We start from the raw sequence: 16444 nt of genomic DNA, 5'->3' as shown, positions 1-16444 counted from the left end.
ACCCGCTGTGATAGGCTGCGGGCGTCGTTTTGATGCGAAAAAAGAGGATTTTCGATGAAAAAGATGTTGATGGCGTCGCTGGCCCTGCTGTTGGCTGGCCAGGCGCTCGCCGCCGATCCGGTCAGCCAGCGCAAGGACGCGTTCAAGCAGTACAAGCCGGTGGTCGGCGAGATGGGCAAGATGGTGAAGGGAGAGACCCCTTACAACAAAGACGAGTTCGCCAAGCAGGCCGCCAAGCTGGAACAGCTGTCGCAGCAGCCCTGGCAATACTTCCCGGCCGGCAGCGGCACAGGCAAGACCGACGCCAAGCCGGAAATCTGGAGCAAGCCCGCCGACTGGCAAAAGGCCATCGACAACCACAAGGCCGCCACCGCCAAGCTGAAGCAAGTGGCGCTGAGCGGCGATCTGGCCGCGATCAAGGCCCAGTTCGGCGCCACTCAGCAGACCTGTAAGGCCTGCCACAAGGATTTCCGCAAGGATTGACCCTAGCGGGCCGCCCACCCGGCCCCATTTCCCGCCGTCATCGATATAATCGGCTTTCGGCGCCGCGCGCGCTTCCACCCGACAAGTCCCGCCACCGATTCGAGACGCCATGAACAAAACACTGACCGCGCTGCTGTTGGCAGCGATCGCCATCCCCGCCGCCCATGCCGACAGCACGCCGGCCGAAATCCGCAGCCAGGCCTTCAAGAAGATGCTGTTGCAATCGTTCGAGCCGATGGGCATGGCGGTGCGCGAGCGCGCGCCTTACGAAAAAGCGAAATTCGAGCAGCAGGCGGAGGCGATGAGAATGCTGGCCGCGGAACCGTTCAAGCACTTCCCTGCCAACAGCATCACCGGCAAGAGCCGCGCCAAGCCGGAAATCTGGAGCCAAGCGGCCAAGTTCCAGGCCGACCGCGACGCCTTCCTGAAGTCGGTCGACAATCTGGCCGTCGTCGCCAAGGCCGGCGATCTGGCCGCCGTCAAGAAGGCCTACGGTCAGGTGGCGCAGAACTGCAAGACCTGTCACGACGCCTTCCGCGGTCCGGAAAAATAAGCGCCCCACGCGATGGAAATCAAAAAGCCGGCTACATGCCGGCTTTGTCGTCTGGATCGTTTTAGCGTCTGCTCAAAGTTTTGGAGCGGGCAAACGCGCGCAACACCGCCACTCCGCCAACATCAATCCCGCGCCGGCAAAGCCAAGATGGCATGCAAGCCGCCCGCCTCTCCGGCGCGCAGCGCCAGCTGCCCGCCAAAGCGTTCGGCGATGGCCGCCACAATCGCCAGCCCCAAGCCGCTGCCGCCCGCCGCCGACTGATCCGCGCGCCAGAACCGCTGCGTGGCCTGCGCCATGGCCTCGGCGGACAAACCCGGCCCTTGATCGGCCACGTCGAAATACAGGCAGGCCCCTTCCCGCCAGACGCTCAAGCGCACCAGCGAGCCTGGCGGCGAATAACGCAAGGCATTGTCCAGCAGATTGCGCAGCGCCGTCACCGCCAGCGCCTGCGGCAGCGCCAACTGCGCCTGCGGCAAAGGACCGATGGCGATACGCTCCGGCTGGCGCGGCGCGGCGTCGCGCGCGGCCAGACCCACCACCTCGCCCGCCAGGGCCCGGCGGCCATCCTCCCAATCAAACGCCCCCTCCACTCGCGCCAGGGTCAGCAACTGGCCGAGGGTGTTCTGCAATCTGTCCGCCCCCTCCTCCGCGTGTTCCAGGGCAGTCCGCGCGTCCCGCCCTTCGGTGATGCGGGCCACTTGCAGATGGGTTTTGATCGCCGTCAGCGGCGTGCGCAGTTCATGCGCCGCATCGCTGGTCAAACGCCGCTCGCGCGAAAGCGCCAAGCCCATTTTCTCCAGCAAGGCGTTGAGGCTGGCGGCCAAGGGCTGCAAATCGCCGGGCAAGCGACGGCCGTCCACCGGCTCCAAGGCATCCGGCGCGCGGCGCGACAACGCTTGACGCAGGCGTTCGAGCGGCAGCAAACCCTGGCGCACGCCAAACCACAAGGCGATCAAGCTGCCGGCCAGCGCGGCGATGAAGGGCACGGCGGCGGCCCATCGCACATTGGCCAGCAGCGCGTCGCGCTCAGTCAGCCTGTCTGCGGTGGTCACCAGCAAACCATTGGCCTCCACCGTGTAACTGCGCCACTGCACGCCGCCTATCGACTGATCGGCGTAACCCAGCGGCGGGCGGGACGCCGCCACCTTGGGCGCGCCGGGCGTGCGCAGCAAAACCTCGCCGCGCACCGAAACGATCTGGCAGGCGATGCCGGCGTGGATGTCGGGAAAGCTTGGCAACGCCCCCGCCCGCGGCGACGGCAGCTGCGCCATCAAGCCGGCCACCATCTGCGCCGACATCGCCAGACGCTGGTCCAGCGTGCGGCTCAGCTGGCGGTTCAGATCATGCAGGGTCCAGGCCGCCACTCCGCCCCACAACAGGCTAAGCGAGACGCCGATCAAAAGCAGCAAGCGCAAGCGCAAAGTCATGTTTCGGCCCGCCCGTAGCGATAACCGAAGCCGCGCACCGTCTCCACGATGTCCGGCCCCAGCTTGCGCCGCAAGTGGTGGATGTGGACGTTGAGCGCATTGCTTTCGATTTCCTCGCTGTAGTCGTACAACCGGTCTTTCAGCTGTTCCGCGCTGAGAATACGGTCGCGCGCCTGCATCAACGCCGCCAGCAGCGCCAGCTCGCGCCGCGCCAGCGGCACCACCTGGCCATTGAGCCGGACCTCGCCTCTCAGCGAGTCCAGCCGCAAGGGGCCGTCTTCCATCACATCCACGCTGCGACCGCCGGCGCGGCGCTGCAAGGCGTGCAAGCGCGCCACCAGCTCCTCCAGGTCAAACGGCTTGAGCAGATAATCATCCGCGCCGGCGCGCAAGCCGGCCACCCGGTCCGCCACGCCGTCGCGCGCGCTGAGCACCAAAATGGGCAAAGCGACGCCTTTGGCGCGCAATCGCGCCAACAAGCGCATGCCGTCCTCGTCCGGCAGGCCCAGATCCAAAATCATGGCGTCGGCGTCCAGCGTGGCCAGCGCCGCTTCCGCCTGCGCCGCCGTGCCCACGCCATCGACCACCAAGCCATGGGCGCGCAAACCGGCGATGATGCCCAGCGCGATCAGTTCATTGTCCTCCACCAGCAATACCCGCATGTCGCCTCCCTGCCGCCAAGCTTGCACGCAACGGATTATCCCATAGTTAACGCCGCCTTAATCCCGCGCCAGCAGGCTTCCCGACATCCCAAACCATGAGGAGATGCCAATGCTGCGCTTCATCTGGAGCCTGCTCCTGCTCGCATTGCCGTGGGCAGCGCCCGCCGGCGCGCAAACCGATTTTCTGCCGCCGGAGCAAGCGTTCCGCCTTAGCGTGGCCGAGCTGGGCGATGGCCAGGTCAAGCTGAGCTGGGACATCAGCGACGGCTACTATCTGTACCGCAAGAACATCAAAGTGGAAGCCGTGCCGGCAGGCGACGCGCCATCGCTGACCATGCCGGCGGGCCAGATCATTTCCGACGAATTCTTCGGAGAATCGGAAGTGTACTTCAAGCACCTGGAAGTGCTGACGCAAGCCGATCAGGCGCGCCAGCTGCGCATAGGCTGGCAAGGCTGCGCCAAGGCCGGCTTATGCTATCCGCCACAAAGCAGTGTGATCACGCTGCAAAACCACGTGCCGCCGGCCGGGAGCGCAGCGGACATCGTCGCGCCGGACTCCGCCGAGAGCGACGGCGGCGCGCAAGGCGAGGACCAGGCGATGGCCGGCCGGCTGGCGCAAGAAGCGGGCATCGCCTGGGTGCTGCTGGCCTTCTTCGGCCTGGGCCTGCTGATGACCTTCACTCCCTGCGTGCTGCCCATGGTGCCGATACTCAGCAGCCTGATCGTCGGCAGCGGCGCCGGCGCCAGGCGCGGCTTCGTGCTGGCACTGGCCTTCGTGTTGCCGATGGCGCTGACTTACGCCGCCCTGGGCGCGGCCGCGGCCGCCATGGGTGCCAATCTGCAAGCTGCCTTGCAGACGCCTTGGGCGCTGGGCCTGTTCGCCGCCTTGTTCGTGCTGTTGGCGCTGGCGATGTTCGGCGTCTACGAATTGCAGCTGCCCGCCTTCCTGCGCGACCGCCTGAACCAGGCCGGCCGGCGCCAGCAAGGCGGCACGCTTGGCGGCGCTGCCGGCATGGGCGTGTTGTCGGCCTTGCTGGTGGGCCCGTGCATGACCGCGCCGCTGGCCGGCGCGCTGCTGTATATCAGCGAAAGCGGCGATGTGCTCAAAGGCAGCCTGGCGCTGCTGGCCATGGGCCTGGGCATGGGCGTTCCGCTGCTGGCGGTGGGCGCGCTGGGCGCCAGGCTGCTGCCGCGTCCCGGCTTGTGGATGAATCGGGTCAAGGCTGTTTTCGGCTTTGTGCTGCTGGCGATGGCCATCTGGTTCCTGGCGCGGGTGCTGCCCGCCGCCGCCGTGCTGGCCTTGTGTGGCGCGTGGCTGTTCGCCGTGGCGGTGGGGCTGTTCAGCATCAGCCATCCCTGGCAAGCCAGCAGCCGGCAATGGCTACTGCGCGGCAGCGCCATCTTGCTGGGGCTGTGGTCTGCCGCCATGCTGCTGGGCGCCGCCGCCGGCCAAGGCAACCCGTTGCAACCGCTGGCCTTCTCGCGGTCCGCCAGCGCCGGCGCGCCGGCCTCGGCGATGGATGCCTTCACCACGCTGCGCACTCCCGCCGCCTTGCAGCGGGAACTGGATGCCGCCCGCGCCGACGGTAAATGGACGCTGGTGGACTACTACGCAGACTGGTGCGTGGCGTGCAAGGAGATCGAGCATGAAGTGTTTGGCGACAGCCGCGTGCGGCAGGCCCTGGCCGACATGCGCCTGCTGCGCCCCGACGTCACCACCGCCGACGACGACAGCAGCCGGTTGATGGCCTCGCGCCAGGTGCTGGGTCCGCCCACCCTGATATTCATCGGCCCGGACGGCAAGGAGCACCGCGCGCAGCGCATCATCGGCAAGTTGAGCGCCGATGAATTCCTCGTCCGCCTGAGACAGGCCAGGGAACGGGGATGACCATGCTGAGCTTCCATCTAGGCCCGCTGGCCATTCCCGTTGCCGCCGCGCTGCCGGGCGGCGCGCTGCTGGCCGCCCACGGTGCGGGCTGGCTGGCCGGTCGCCGCCGGGGCGTCAGCGTGGCCCGCCATCTCAACGATATGCTGCTGTGGGGCGCGCTGGCCGCGCGGCTGGGCTTCATCGCCATCTGGTTCGAAGCATACCGGGCGCAGCCCTGGAGCATGCTGGACCTCCGCGACGGCGGCTTTTCGCTGTGGACCGGCGCGCTGGGCGCCTTGGCCCTGGCGCTGTGGCGCGGCTGGAGGCAAGCCGCCCTGCGCCTGCCGCTGACGGCGGCGCTGCTGGCCGGCGCGCTGGCCTGGGCCTCCGCCCAGGCCTGGCTTGCGCGGGAGGAGGCCCCGCCGCTCTCCGGCCAGACCCTGCGCAGCCTGTCCGGCGCTCCCGCGACACTGCCCGCCCTGGCGCAAGGGCACCCCGCGGTGGTGAACCTGTGGGCCAGCTGGTGCCCGCCGTGCCGCCGCGAAATGCCGCTCCTGCAGGCCGCCCAGCAAAACGAGCCGGGCATCCGCTTCGTCTTCGCCAATCAGGGCGAAGACAAGGCTGCGGTAAGCCGGTACCTGCAAGCGGAAGGGCTGCGGCTGGAACATGTGCTGCTGGACCCAGGCGGCGCGCTGGGCGCGGAATACGGCTCCGTCGCGCTGCCGACCACCCTGTTTTTCAATGCGCAAGGCCGTCTGGCCGCCACCCACTTGGGCGAACTCTCCGCCGCCACGCTTGCCAGCAAGCTGGCCGCGCTGCGCGACGCCCCTCATGCCGCAAAGGACACACGATGACCACTCCATGCCGAAAGCTGCTGCCGCTATTGGCCCTGCCATTCAGCCTGACCGCGCTGGCCGCCCCGGCCAAACCGTTGCCAGCGCCGCTCCAGGCGCTGGAGCAGCAAGGCTATGAAATCCTGGACCGCTTCCCCGCCCCCGGCGGTATGACCGGCTACGCCGCGCTCTATCTGAGCCGGCCGCAAACCATCTACCTCACCGCCGACGGCAAGCAGGTCATTGTCGGCACCATGCTGGATGGCAAAGGGCAAGCCTGGAATCAGGCCGGCTTGGACAAGCAGTTCAGCCAAACGCTGTGGCGGCAGTTGGAGAACAGTTTCTGGATCGCCGATGGAGACGGCAAAGCGCCGCGCGTGCTCTACGCCTTCACCGATCCCAACTGCCCTTACTGCAACAAGTTCTGGAACGACGCCCGCCCCTGGGTCAGGGCCGGAAAAGTGCAAATCCGCCATATCATGGTGGGCATCATCAAGCCGGACAGTCCCGGCAAGGCGGCGACCATTCTGGGCGACAGCAAGCCGGAAGCCGCCTTCGACCGCCACGAGCGCCAACACGCCAGCGGCGGCGTCAAGCCGTTGTCCAGCATTCCGCCCGCCATCCAGGCCAAGCTGGACAGCAATCATAGGCTGATGGAGCGCTTCGGCGCGTTCGCCACGCCCGTGATTTTCTTCAAGGACGAGCAGGGAAAAATGCAGAAGGTGCAAGGCGCGCCGCCAGTCAACAGCCTGCCGAAAATTCTGGGGCCGCGCTGACACGCTGGAATATCACAGCGGCGCACCGCAGCACCGACGCGCCGCCGCCATGCCAGCCTCGTAGCCCGCATGAAAAAAGATCGCGAACAGACTCTTATCGCAACAGCGCCAAATACAAGCCGCCCGCCGACAACAGCAACGCCGCCAAGGCCAGCGCGCCGTGGGCGAAACGCAGCCGCGGCGCTTCGCCCACCATCGTCTTGTAGCCGGTCAGCATCGGCCCCACCAGATTCTTTTTCTTCACCACCCGGTAGACGACGATGGCGGCGATGTGCAGCGCCACCAGGCCCAACAGGCCGTTGAACAGCAGCTTGTGCACGCCGGTGGCCGTCTCGGCCAGGTCGCCGTCCACATGCCTGGCCAGCGGACCGTCGTACAGATAGCTGTCGACGTCGGCGGCGAACAGCCCAGTCAGCACCTGGGCGGCCAGCGCCAGCAGCATCGCCACCACCATCCAGCCGCCCAGCGGGTTGTGGCCCGGCGCCTCGCGCTCCGGCAGCTCGCCCCTCAGATAGCGCAAGATGGCGCGCGGCCCGCGCACAAAGCTGGAAAAACGGGCGGTCTGGCTGCCTATCAGCCCCCAGATCAGCCGGAACACCAGTAAGGACGCCAGCGCGACGCCGCAATAGATATGGTATTGCAGCCATTCGCCGCCTTGCTCGGCGCAGTACCACATGGCGCAAAACAATCCCACCAGCGTCCAGTGAAACAAACGGGTGGGCGCATCCCATACCTTGACCTGCTGCGACATCGACTCTTCCTTATCTTGATTTTCCGCCCGATATTCTGCCGCAATGCGGCGTCCGGGCAAACCCGTCCCTGCTCCTAGCAGGGATATTCTACGCTTGGAGACGCAATTGGGACCATTTTCGGTTAAGATGGATGTTTTTCCCGGCATCGCGACGCGGCGCCGGCACTGCATCCCCTGACGGCCCGCACGGGCCGTTGTTTTCTACCGTGTTGGAGACCCAGTCAAATGACGCAAACCGCCCTTCTTCAGGATCTGGAGGCCCGCGGCCTCATCGCGCAAACCACCGATATGGCCGCGCTGCAAGAACTGCTGAACAAGGAATCGGTTACGCTTTATTGCGGCTTCGACCCGACCGCGGACAGCCTGCACATCGGCAGCCTGGTGCCCATCCTGATGCTGAAACGCTTCCAGCAGGCCGGCCATCGCCCGGTCGCGCTGGTCGGCGGCGCCACCGGCATGATAGGCGACCCGAGCTTCAAGGCCACCGAGCGCAAGCTGAACACCCCGGACGTGATCGAAAGCTGGGTGGAAAAAATCCGCAAGCAGGTGGAGCCCTTCCTGTCCTTCGAAGGCGGCAACGCCGCGCTGATGGCCAACAATTACGACTGGTTCGGCAAGATGAACGCGCTCGAGTTCCTGCGCGACATCGGCAAGCACTTCTCGGTCAACGCGATGATCAAGAAGGAGTCGGTGCAGCAGCGGATCAGCCGCGACGACCAGGGCATCTCCTACACCGAGTTCTCCTACAGCCTGCTGCAGGGCTACGACTTCGCCGAATTGAACCAGCGCCTGGGCTGCAAGCTGCAGATCGGCGGCTCCGACCAGTGGGGCAACATCACCGCCGGCACCGACCTGACCCGCCGCCTGAACCAGACCCAGGTATTCGGCCTGACCATGCCGCTGGTGACCAAGGCCGACGGCACCAAATTCGGCAAGACCGAGTCCGGCACCATCTGGCTGGACGCGAAGAAGACCTCGCCGTACGCCTTCTACCAGTTCTGGCTCGGCACCGCCGACGCCGACGTGTACAAGTTCCTGCGCTACTTCAGCTTCCTGTCGGTGGACGAGATCGCCGCGATCGAGGAGGCCGACAAGACCCGCGAAGGCAGGCCGGAGGGCCAACGCATCCTGGCCGAACAGGTGACCGCGCTGGTGCACGGCCAGGCCGCGCTGGAAGCGGCGCAACGCATCACCCAGAGCTTGTTCAGCAACGACCTGTCCAGCCTGACCGCCGACGACTTCGCCCAACTGGCGCAGGACGGCCTGCCGACCATCAAGCTGGACAGCAGCGCCAGCGGCCTGATCGACGCGCTGGCCGCCGGCGGCCTGGCCAAGTCCAAGAGCGAGGCGCGCACCTTCATCCAGAGCGGCGCGGTCAGCGTCAATGGCGCCAAGGCCGACAGTCTGGAGCACGCGATCGGCGACGGCGAACGCCTGTTCGGCCAGTACACGCTGCTGAAGCGCGGCAAGAAGCTGTACGCGCTGGTCGACTGGCAGTAAGCGCCAGCCCGGCAAACGAAAAGCCCGTCTTCGAAGACGGGCTTTTTCATTACGTCCGGGCCGGGATCAGGCGACGCTGAACGCCTCGCCGGTGGCGAAGAAGGCGCCGCCAGCGATGTAGTGCAGGCTGCGTCTGGCCGGGTCGTCGTCGAAGTGCCAACGGCCATCGCTGAACAGCGCGTCGTCGGCCTGGGCCGCGACGACTTCGCCGATGAACAGATCGTACTGCTGCTGATTGTGCGGCTCTTGCACCACCTTGCACTCCAGATAGGCGATGCAGCCGGCCACCAACGGCGCGCCCACCTTCCGCGCCGGCAACGGCTCCAGCCCGCTGACGGCGAACTTGTCCAGGCCATGGCCGCTCTCGCTGCCCACCTGCACCACTTGCGCCGCCTGGGCGCGGCACGGGATGCTGAGCACGAATTCGCCGCTGGCCTCGATCAACTCCCGGCTATAAGTTGACTTGTCTATCACCACCAGCACCTTGGGCGGGTCGAAGTCCAGCGGCATCGCCCAGGCGGCCGCCATCACATTGCGCCGTCCACCGGACGCGCTGCTGACCAGCACGGTCGGACCATGGTTCAGCAGACGGTAAGATTTAGGCAGTTCCACATCGGCCAGCATGCCGGTCTCCATTGCGCAAATGGCCCATTCTAACCGAAACCGTCAACCCGCCTCCGCCCTAAGCCGACACAGACGGCCTTGCAGCCGCCGGTCGCGCGCCAGGATATCGTCGAACAGGCGGCTGCGCTCGGCGATATGGTAGCCGAAGCGCCAGTCGCGCATCAGCGCGAGGCCCAGCTCGAAATACTCGGCCTCCAGCCGGAACAGCCGCCTCAGGTCGAAAACCTGCCCCAATTGCAGATCGGCCGCCAATTCGGACAGCACTTCCGCCTGCTCCCTATCCTCTCCCCGCTCCAGCAGTTGCCGGATTTTCTTTGCCGCGTTCACGCCGCTTCCAGAAATAAAATCGACATGAAAAATTAACATGGAATAAATCGTTTGATAACTGACTTTTCGTGCTGCCCTTATGCAAAAAAAGAGGCCCGGCTACGCCGGGCCTGCTTGCCATTATCCTCAAGCACAAAGACAGAGGAGATGTCATCGTGATGACGCTTGTGTTATAGGCCAGCGATTGCTGCGCCGCAAGATAAAGCGCCGATCAGAAGATGTACGCCGCGTTGCTATTGCTCCGATCACCGGTGGTATTGAAGCGGGTGAACACGCTGCGACCGTAGAAGAACGGCAAACCCCAGTCGAAAGAGCCGGCGAACAGACCGGTCACCGGCGCGCCGATGGCGGGAATCGCCGCATAGTTGGAGCTGTTCAGATACGTCGCGCTGATCAGGCTGAAACTGACCACGCTGCTGCTGCCGCCGCTGGACAGCGTCGCGCTCAGGTTCAGCTGCGAGGCCGGGCAGTACCAGCTTGAGCCACCCACCGTGCAGGTGGTGATGGCGCTATCGTTGAAATACAGGATGTTGGAACCGCTATCGATGAAGCTAGGATAGGTCTGGCCCTTGTAGACGGTGTTGATCGTGTAGCCGTCGCTGGCGACCTGGAAGGTCTTGGCCGTGCTCGGTATCGCGTTATTGGACTGCGTGCCGATGCCGAAGATCAGCGAACCCTGCGCCGTCGCCGCGCCGGTCGCCGCCAGCGCCGGCAGTTGCAGCAAGACGCCGTTGTTGTCGCTGGAGAAGGCCGACACCGGATTGGTCACCTGCTGCGCCAACGGCACCGTTCCGGGCAGGCAGCTCGAGGCGCTGGCGCACAGATAGTAAAAACCGTTGCCGGTGCCGGTGACGCAATCGGCACCGCAATCCTGCTTGTCGAGTCCGACGCCTATGATGCCGTTGGCGCCGAGGCCGGTCAGATTGCCCTCATTGGTGCCGGTGGAGGCGCAGCTTGCCGGCACCGTGGTATAGACCGGATCGGAAATCACCTGGATCGGCACCGAGCTCGCCACCTCTCCGGCCATCCGCACATCGGCCACATTGACCGCGCCCCAGGTGTAGCCGTCGGCGAACTGCGCGCACTCGACCACCTGCCGGCTGTTGACCTGCTGCCCCCCCAGCCCGGCCAGCACCGAGCTGCCCAGCGCCGACGCCAGCACCCGCAGGCCGCTGGAGCCGGTATCGACCAGCACATGGTCTATGGTCTGGCAATTGCTGGTACTGCCCGGCGCGCAAACCTTCACCGACACGTAGGGAATGTTCAGCTGGTTCTGCCCGCTGACCGGACCGGCATCCACCACCATCGCGACGCTGTTGGCCGTCGTGCTGCTGTTGTTGTTGCCGCTGGAAAACGAACCCGCGCCCCCGCCTCCACCGCCGCAACCGGCCAGCAGGAAGGCCAGCGCCAGACATGCCCCCAATATTCTTTTCATGTCGCGCCCCCCTTAGTTCAGTTGATCCGGCGTCACACCAGCCGGCATCAGCGCGGTGTCGTAAGCGGCGCCGCTGAACGCCCCCATTCGGCCGAGCGAGTGGACCACGAAGCTGCCGACCTGACCGCGCATCACGTTCAAACCGGCGCGGTTCGCCTGCTGCGCCTGGCGATATGCCGGAAAGTAGGTGCCCAGCAACTGCTGCAGATCCGGCAGGCTCTTGCCGCTCCACGCCACCGCGAAAACCGTGCCGTTGCCGTCGGCGTACTGCCGGATCAGGCGGCCGCCGGCATCGACGCTTTGCTGCACGCGAAAGTCGGTGGAGACCGGCGCCGCCATCATCGACTGCCCGGCGGCGGCGGCGGTCGACGCCGCGTCCAGACGCTGCCCCAGCGTCGCGCCGGCGAGCCCCGGCACGAGCAACAGCAGCCACATCCAATTCGAGGCTGGCTTGATCATTCTGTTTTCCCCCTTGCATTGAGCATGATTGCCGGCGCGCACCGCCATCACATCGGCATACTGCGCCTGTCTAGCCATTTCAGCATACTAGATTGCCGACAGCCAGACCCACGTCGTCTTGTTAATAAAAAAACGGGAGGCTCTCGCCTCCCGCATCTCCTCGTCCGGCCGCCCGCTGCCATTCGGCGCGGCCGGGCATGTCAAACACGCTACAAATCAATAGCTCAATTCGTCATGCCGGGTCTCCACCCGGCGTCCGGCGCCCAGCGACAGCATCAGCAAGGCCACCCGCTCATGGACGATCACCGTGTGGGCATTGCCGGAAAACTGCATATAGCGCCGCAAGTCCTCGCGCACCTTGCGCGAGCCGGTGACGTCGATGATGATGTCCACCCGTTCGCCCTGCTCGGCAATCTCGATGAAATTGTCGGTCACCGCCACGCCGCGCTCCCGGGCCAACCCGATGCCGGGCAAATCCAGATTCAAGTCCGCCACGCCCACCAGCTCCACGAATGGCGCGTCCAGCAATTGCTTCAGCAAAGGCGTGCCCGTTTCCCCTACTCCCACCATGCCTATCCTGAATTTTTGCATGCCGACCCCGCTCGTATGACCTCCAGATAACGCTGCCACTCTAGAGCATCGCCCGCTTGCCGGACTTGAGGCAGGTCAAACCGGCGCGGCGAAAATGCGACGGCCCGGCAAAAGCCGGGCCGTCATAAACCGCCTGCGGGGCGATTCAATGCAGATTCTGCTGCGACAGAAAGCGCAGATATCCGAGTCCTTCCAACCAGAAGCCGCCATCGGCCAACGGTGTGGCGTCGGTCAGATCGGCCACCGTCAATACCAATTCCTGGCCGTCCAGCGTGGCTTCCAGCACCACATCGTCGTCGTCGGAAAACTCTTCGGAAACCGTATGGAAGTCCGGCTTGACGAACTGGTTGTTGACCTGAATGTAGTCCGACTCATTCAGCAAACGCAGGATGTTCATGACGACCTCCTTGTGATGCGGTGGGGGAACTCAAGGCCAAACAGACAGTTATGCTTCACAAGCCCCATATACCATGGCGACACTGTCGGACCGCCATTTCACCGAAACCTGCATCCACTATAGCCAGCCGCGCTCGGCAAACGATTCGGCGCGCCCCCCGGTCACGACGAAATGATCCAGTAACTTGATATCGACCAGCGCCAGCGCGTCCTTTAAGGTTCGGGTCAATATCCTGTCGGCGGAGGAAGGCTCGCTGACGCCTGACGGATGATTGTGCGCCACGATAACCGCCGCCGCGTTGTACCGCAGCGCCCTCCGCAACACTTCCCGCGGATAGACCCGGGTTTCGGTCAGCGTGCCCTCGAACACCTCTTCGACTTCTATCAGCCGGTTTTGTGCCGACAGAAATATCACCACAAATATTTCGACATCGCGCCGGCCTATGCTCAACCGCAGATAATCCCGCACCTGCTGCGGACTGGACAAGGCGTCGCCAAGCCGCATCTGCTCGGACAGGGCGCGGCGGACCAGTTCGGTGCAGGCCATCAGCTGCGCGTACTTGGCCTTGCCCAAGCCCGGCTGCGAACTGAAATCCTCCGGCGCCGCCGTCAACAAGCTGGACAGCGAACCGAAATCCCGCAACATCCTTCTGGCCAGCTCCACCGCGCTGGCGCCCTTGACGCCGGTGCGCAGAAAAATGGCCAGCAGCTCAGAATCGTTGAGGGCGGCCGCCCCCTGCTGCAGCAACTTCTCGCGTGGACGCTCGGACTCCGGCCACTTGGCGATAGACATTGCGGAACCTCCTTCTGGCTATAGCATTGTTTGTGTCTTCAGGCCAACAAGATAGCAACAGGCAATGACATTAACATGCGACAAAGCGCCCAGCCCAAGACCACCGGGCACGCCAAATCCGCTAGAATGGTCGGTTTCCGGTTCGAAGAGCGAACGATGAGCGCCAAACGCATCCTGCTCGGTATCGGCGGCGGCATTGCCGCCTACAAGTCGGCCGAGCTGACCCGCCAGCTGATCAAGGCTGGCCATCAGGTGGAAGTGGTGATGACCGAAGCCGCCACCCGCTTCGTCACGCCGGCCACGTTCCAGGCCCTGACCGGCCACACCGTGTACACCGATCTGTGGGACCCCCGTCCCAGCAACGCGATGGCCCACATCGAGCTGTCGCGCCGCGCCGACGTCTTCCTGATCGCGCCGGCCACCGCCGATCTGCTGTTCAAGCTGGCCCACGGCGCCTGCGACGATCTGGTCTCCACGCTGGCCGCCGCCCGCGCCTGCCCGCTGGCCGTCGCGCCGGCGATGAATCTGCAGATGTGGCAGAATCCGCCGAACCAGCGCAACATCGCCCAGCTCGAGGCGGACGGCGTGGCCGTGCTCGGTCCCGGCAACGGCTTCCAGGCCTGCGGCGAGACCGGCGACGGCCGGATGCTGGAACCACAGCAGATCGTCGAGCTGCTGCAAGGCCTGTTCGCCGCCAAGCTGCTGGCCGGCAAGCAAGTGCTGTTGACCGCCGGCCCCACCTACGAGGCGATAGACGCGGTGCGCGGCATCACCAATATCAGCTCCGGCAAGATGGGCTACGCGCTGGCGCGCGCCTGCCGCGACGCCGGCGCCGAAGTGACGCTGGTCTCCGGCCCCACCGGCTTCGAGGCGCCGTTGAACGTGCGCCGCATAGCCGTGCAAAGCGCGGCCGAGATGCAGCAGGCGGTGCTGGCCGAGGTCGGCCGCAGCGATGTGTTCATCTCGGTGGCGGCGGTGGCCGACTACCGGGTGAAGAACCGCAGCGAACACAAGATCAAGAAAGGCGCCGCCGCCCCGGTCATCGAGCTGGAGGAAAACCCCGACATCCTGGCCACCGTCGCCAACCTGCCGGCCGCGCCGTTCTGCGTCGGCTTCGCCGCGGAAAGCCAGAACCTGCTGGAGTTCGCCGAGGCCAAGCGCCGCCGCAAGAAGCTGCCGCTGCTGGTGGCCAATCTGGCCCAGCAGGCGATGGGCGCCGACGACAACCAGGTACTGCTGCTGGACGACGCCGGCCAACATCCGCTGCCCTCCATGCCCAAGGACGAGGTGGCCGCGGCCATCGTCCGCCACCTGGCCGCCCTGCTGGCCAAACGCTGAATCACTTTACTCCGGCGGCCTGCTGGCCGCCGCCGCATCACAAGGAAACACCATGCAAGCCGTTATCGACATCAAGATTATCGACGCGCGTCTGCGCGACAACCTGCCCGCCTACGCCACCTCCGGCTCGGCCGGACTGGACCTGCGCGCCGCCACCGATGACACGATGACCATAGAACCCGGCGAGACCAAGCTGATCCCGACCGGCATCGCCATCCACCTCGACGATCCCAGCCTGGCCGCGATGCTGCTGCCCCGCTCCGGCCTCGGCCACAAGCACGGCATCGTGCTCGGCAATCTGGTGGGCCTGATCGACTCCGACTACCAGGGCCAGATGTTCGTCTCGGTCTGGAACCGCGGTCAGCAGCCGTTCAGCCTGGAGCCGATGGAGCGCATCGCCCAGATGGTCATCGTGCCGGTGGTGCAAGTGGGCTTCAACATCGTCGACGATTTCTCCGCCTCCGACCGCGGAGCCGGCGGCTTCGGCAGCACCGGCCGCGGCTGAACCCCGCTTTCGCCGCGCCGCGGCGTGGCTATAATTCGGTGAAGATCACGGCGCCCGGCCCCGTCCGGCGCCGGCAAGGCCCATGCCAGGAGCTTCCCGACGATGCAGACGCCGCTGCCGGAACACAATGAAAGCAAGCTGATCCTGGACAGCCTGGTCGAGCTGACTTCGCAGCGAGAACAGGACATGCTGGAATCCAGCCTGCTGTCGACGCTGGTGGAGGCGATGCATGTCGACAGGGTCGAGCTGTTCGCCTGCCGCTGGGTCGACAACGCCCCCTATCTGCACCGCCGACTGGAGGCGCTGTCCGGCCCCGGCAAGCCGGAGGTCCGCGAAACGTCGGACGACAACTGGCTGCCGCCGCCCAGCTTCCTCTACGAGCTGCTGAACCGGCCGGATCACGACGACTGCATCCAGCACACGCCGACCGGCCTGTGCCTGCCGCTGCGCTGCATGGGCAGCATCACTTCGCTGGTGATCATCCACATCCCCGGCGAGGCACGCGTCAACCGCGCGATGCTGCAGGCGATGGCGCGCATACACGAAAATTTCCTGAGGCTATTGTTCGAAGCCGACCGGGACATGCTAACGGCGCTGCACAACCGTCGCAAGTTCGATCTGCGCTTCTACAACCTGCTCGCCTCGTTGCAACACCCGCCAACGCCTCAGCCGCCGCACATCCTGGCCCTGCTCGACGTCGACCTGTTCAAACGGGTCAACGATCAGTTCGGCCACATGGTCGGCGACGAGGTGCTGCTGCTGCTCTCGCAGCTGATGCAGCAAAACTTCCGCGAGGACGACGGCCTGTTCCGCTATGGCGGCGAGGAGTTCGCGCTGCTGCTGAAGAGCTCGGCCGAGGAAGAGGCCGAGCAAGCGCTGGACCGCTTCCGCCAGACCGTCGAGCGCCACGCGTTTCCGCAGGTCCGCAACATCACCATCAGCGTCGGCCACACCCGGATCGATCCGCTGCTGCTTCCCGCGCAGCTGATCGAACAGGCCGACCGCGCCCTCTATTATGCCAAGGGCCACGGCCGGAACCAGGTGCAGAGCTACGAGAAGCTGATCGCCGACGGTCGGCTGGCCCGACAGACGCACGACAGTCCGGTCGACTACTTCTGAACAGG

The 16444-nt window shown here is 65.4% G+C and carries 19 protein-coding genes; 9 read left to right on the top strand and 10 right to left on the bottom strand.

The window, feature by feature from the left end:
* Nucleotides 1-54 precede the first annotated feature (54 nt).
* Complete coding sequence (locus CXB49_RS06160; RefSeq protein WP_101707575.1) at nt 55-483, top strand: cytochrome c; 429 nt, start codon at nt 55-57, stop codon at nt 481-483.
* Nucleotides 484-592: 109 nt separating this feature from the next.
* Complete coding sequence (locus tag CXB49_RS06155; protein WP_233492957.1) at nt 593-1036, top strand: cytochrome c; 444 nt, start codon at nt 593-595, stop codon at nt 1034-1036.
* Between the two features lie 122 nt (nt 1037-1158).
* On the opposite strand, the gene CXB49_RS06150 is transcribed toward CXB49_RS06155, so the two are convergent.
* Nucleotides 1159-2463, bottom strand: a complete 1305-nt coding sequence (locus CXB49_RS06150; RefSeq protein WP_101707574.1) for an ATP-binding protein — start codon at nt 2461-2463, stop codon at nt 1159-1161.
* Entirely contained in the window at nt 2460-3125 is a 666-nt protein-coding gene (locus CXB49_RS06145; protein WP_101707573.1) for a response regulator, read from the bottom strand. The genes CXB49_RS06150 and CXB49_RS06145 overlap by 4 nt, the downstream gene beginning before the upstream one ends.
* Before the next feature lie 109 nt (nt 3126-3234).
* On the opposite strand from CXB49_RS06145, the gene dsbD reads away from it, so the two are divergent.
* The 3 genes from dsbD to dsbG are packed head-to-tail and all read left to right on the top strand — an operon-like array spanning nt 3235 to nt 6601.
* The gene (gene dsbD / locus CXB49_RS06140; RefSeq protein WP_199406791.1) at nt 3235-5013 is read left to right on the top strand and encodes a protein-disulfide reductase DsbD; all 1779 of its coding nucleotides are present in this window, start codon (nt 3235-3237) and stop codon (nt 5011-5013) included.
* Between the two features lie 2 nt (nt 5014-5015).
* Nucleotides 5016-5846: a TlpA disulfide reductase family protein gene (locus tag CXB49_RS06135; RefSeq protein WP_101710626.1), complete on the top strand. Its 831-nt coding sequence runs from the start codon at nt 5016-5018 to the stop codon at nt 5844-5846.
* Nucleotides 5843-6601 carry a thiol:disulfide interchange protein DsbG gene (gene dsbG, locus CXB49_RS06130; protein ID WP_101707571.1) on the top strand — a complete coding sequence of 253 codons (759 nt, stop codon included), beginning with the start codon at nt 5843-5845 and terminating at the stop codon, nt 6599-6601. The genes CXB49_RS06135 and dsbG overlap by 4 nt, the downstream gene beginning before the upstream one ends.
* A gap of 94 nt (nt 6602-6695) precedes the next feature.
* Here the strand turns inward: dsbG and CXB49_RS06125 are convergent, their stop codons facing one another.
* Nucleotides 6696-7352 (bottom strand): cytochrome b/b6 domain-containing protein, encoded by a 657-nt coding sequence (locus tag CXB49_RS06125; protein ID WP_101707570.1) that lies wholly within the window; start codon nt 7350-7352, stop codon nt 6696-6698.
* Nucleotides 7353-7577: 225 nt separating this feature from the next.
* On the opposite strand from CXB49_RS06125, the gene tyrS reads away from it, so the two are divergent.
* The gene (gene tyrS, locus CXB49_RS06120; protein WP_101707569.1) at nt 7578-8852 is read left to right on the top strand and encodes a tyrosine--tRNA ligase; all 1275 of its coding nucleotides are present in this window, start codon (nt 7578-7580) and stop codon (nt 8850-8852) included.
* A 66-nt stretch (nt 8853-8918) separates the two neighbouring features.
* Here tyrS and CXB49_RS06115 read toward each other — a convergent pair whose 3' ends face one another.
* The 7 genes from CXB49_RS06115 to radC form a co-directional block, all read right to left on the bottom strand.
* Complete coding sequence (locus CXB49_RS06115) at nt 8919-9476, bottom strand: flavin reductase family protein (RefSeq protein ID WP_101707568.1); 558 nt, start codon at nt 9474-9476, stop codon at nt 8919-8921.
* Nucleotides 9477-9518: 42 nt separating this feature from the next.
* Nucleotides 9519-9803 (bottom strand): hypothetical protein, encoded by a 285-nt coding sequence (locus CXB49_RS06110; protein WP_101707567.1) that lies wholly within the window; start codon nt 9801-9803, stop codon nt 9519-9521.
* Nucleotides 9804-10014: 211 nt separating this feature from the next.
* A complete protein-coding gene (locus CXB49_RS06105; protein ID WP_101707566.1) occupies nt 10015-11238 on the bottom strand; it encodes a DUF3443 domain-containing protein in 1224 nt (407 codons plus the stop codon).
* A 12-nt stretch (nt 11239-11250) separates the two neighbouring features.
* Nucleotides 11251-11697: a DUF2844 domain-containing protein gene (locus CXB49_RS06100; RefSeq protein WP_158300633.1), complete on the bottom strand. Its 447-nt coding sequence runs from the start codon at nt 11695-11697 to the stop codon at nt 11251-11253.
* 216 nt (nt 11698-11913) lie between these two features.
* On the bottom strand, nt 11914-12288 hold the full coding sequence (locus CXB49_RS06095) for an oxidoreductase (protein WP_101707564.1): 375 nt from the start codon (nt 12286-12288) through the stop codon (nt 11914-11916).
* A 145-nt stretch (nt 12289-12433) separates the two neighbouring features.
* Nucleotides 12434-12685, bottom strand: coding sequence for a hypothetical protein (locus tag CXB49_RS06090; RefSeq protein ID WP_021475733.1), 252 nt, complete (start codon nt 12683-12685; stop codon nt 12434-12436).
* Between the two features lie 117 nt (nt 12686-12802).
* Nucleotides 12803-13477 carry a DNA repair protein RadC gene (radC, locus tag CXB49_RS06085; protein WP_101707563.1) on the bottom strand — a complete coding sequence of 225 codons (675 nt, stop codon included), beginning with the start codon at nt 13475-13477 and terminating at the stop codon, nt 12803-12805.
* Between the two features lie 156 nt (nt 13478-13633).
* On the opposite strand from radC, the gene coaBC reads away from it, so the two are divergent.
* The 3 genes from coaBC (at nt 13634) to CXB49_RS06070 (ending at nt 16439) form a co-directional block, all read left to right on the top strand.
* Nucleotides 13634-14815, top strand: coding sequence for a bifunctional phosphopantothenoylcysteine decarboxylase/phosphopantothenate--cysteine ligase CoaBC (gene coaBC / locus CXB49_RS06080; protein ID WP_101707562.1), 1182 nt, complete (start codon nt 13634-13636; stop codon nt 14813-14815).
* A 52-nt stretch (nt 14816-14867) separates the two neighbouring features.
* A complete protein-coding gene (dut, locus tag CXB49_RS06075; RefSeq protein WP_101707561.1) occupies nt 14868-15320 on the top strand; it encodes a dUTP diphosphatase in 453 nt (150 codons plus the stop codon).
* A gap of 102 nt (nt 15321-15422) precedes the next feature.
* A complete protein-coding gene (locus tag CXB49_RS06070) occupies nt 15423-16439 on the top strand; it encodes a GGDEF domain-containing protein (RefSeq protein WP_101707560.1) in 1017 nt (338 codons plus the stop codon).
* Nucleotides 16440-16444: the final 5 nt, after the last annotated feature.

This window comes from Chromobacterium sp. ATCC 53434, from assembly GCF_002848345.1.
GTDB lineage: Bacteria > Pseudomonadota > Gammaproteobacteria > Burkholderiales > Chromobacteriaceae > Chromobacterium.
The sequence above is the reverse complement of the archived record's forward strand: the minus strand, read 5'-3'. Positions and strand labels throughout refer to the sequence as shown.

Bases quoted from the DNA above. Each gene is read 5' to 3' on its own strand.
- tyrS (WP_101707569.1), top strand. From the start codon at position 7,578: ATGACGCAAACCGCCCTTCTTCAGGATCTGGAGGCCCGCGGCCTCATC.
- CXB49_RS06070 (WP_101707560.1), top strand. From the start codon at position 15,423: ATGCAGACGCCGCTGCCGGAACACAATGAAAGCAAGCTGATCCTGGAC.
- coaBC (WP_101707562.1), top strand. From the start codon at position 13,634: ATGAGCGCCAAACGCATCCTGCTCGGTATCGGCGGCGGCATTGCCGCC.
- dsbD (WP_199406791.1), top strand. From the start codon at position 3,235: ATGCTGCGCTTCATCTGGAGCCTGCTCCTGCTCGCATTGCCGTGGGCA.
- CXB49_RS06095 (WP_101707564.1), bottom strand. From the start codon at position 12,288: ATGCAAAAATTCAGGATAGGCATGGTGGGAGTAGGGGAAACGGGCACG.
- dsbG (WP_101707571.1), top strand. From the start codon at position 5,843: ATGACCACTCCATGCCGAAAGCTGCTGCCGCTATTGGCCCTGCCATTC.
- dut (WP_101707561.1), top strand. From the start codon at position 14,868: ATGCAAGCCGTTATCGACATCAAGATTATCGACGCGCGTCTGCGCGAC.
- CXB49_RS06150 (WP_101707574.1), bottom strand. From the start codon at position 2,463: ATGACTTTGCGCTTGCGCTTGCTGCTTTTGATCGGCGTCTCGCTTAGC.
- CXB49_RS06090 (WP_021475733.1), bottom strand. From the start codon at position 12,685: ATGAACATCCTGCGTTTGCTGAATGAGTCGGACTACATTCAGGTCAAC.
- CXB49_RS06100 (WP_158300633.1), bottom strand. From the start codon at position 11,697: ATGATCAAGCCAGCCTCGAATTGGATGTGGCTGCTGTTGCTCGTGCCG.
- CXB49_RS06145 (WP_101707573.1), bottom strand. From the start codon at position 3,125: ATGCGGGTATTGCTGGTGGAGGACAATGAACTGATCGCGCTGGGCATC.
- CXB49_RS06160 (WP_101707575.1), top strand. From the start codon at position 55: ATGAAAAAGATGTTGATGGCGTCGCTGGCCCTGCTGTTGGCTGGCCAG.
- CXB49_RS06115 (WP_101707568.1), bottom strand. From the start codon at position 9,476: ATGCTGGCCGATGTGGAACTGCCTAAATCTTACCGTCTGCTGAACCAT.
- radC (WP_101707563.1), bottom strand. From the start codon at position 13,477: ATGTCTATCGCCAAGTGGCCGGAGTCCGAGCGTCCACGCGAGAAGTTG.
- CXB49_RS06135 (WP_101710626.1), top strand. From the start codon at position 5,016: ATGCTGAGCTTCCATCTAGGCCCGCTGGCCATTCCCGTTGCCGCCGCG.
- CXB49_RS06105 (WP_101707566.1), bottom strand. From the start codon at position 11,238: ATGAAAAGAATATTGGGGGCATGTCTGGCGCTGGCCTTCCTGCTGGCC.
- CXB49_RS06125 (WP_101707570.1), bottom strand. From the start codon at position 7,352: ATGTCGCAGCAGGTCAAGGTATGGGATGCGCCCACCCGTTTGTTTCAC.
- CXB49_RS06155 (WP_233492957.1), top strand. From the start codon at position 593: ATGAACAAAACACTGACCGCGCTGCTGTTGGCAGCGATCGCCATCCCC.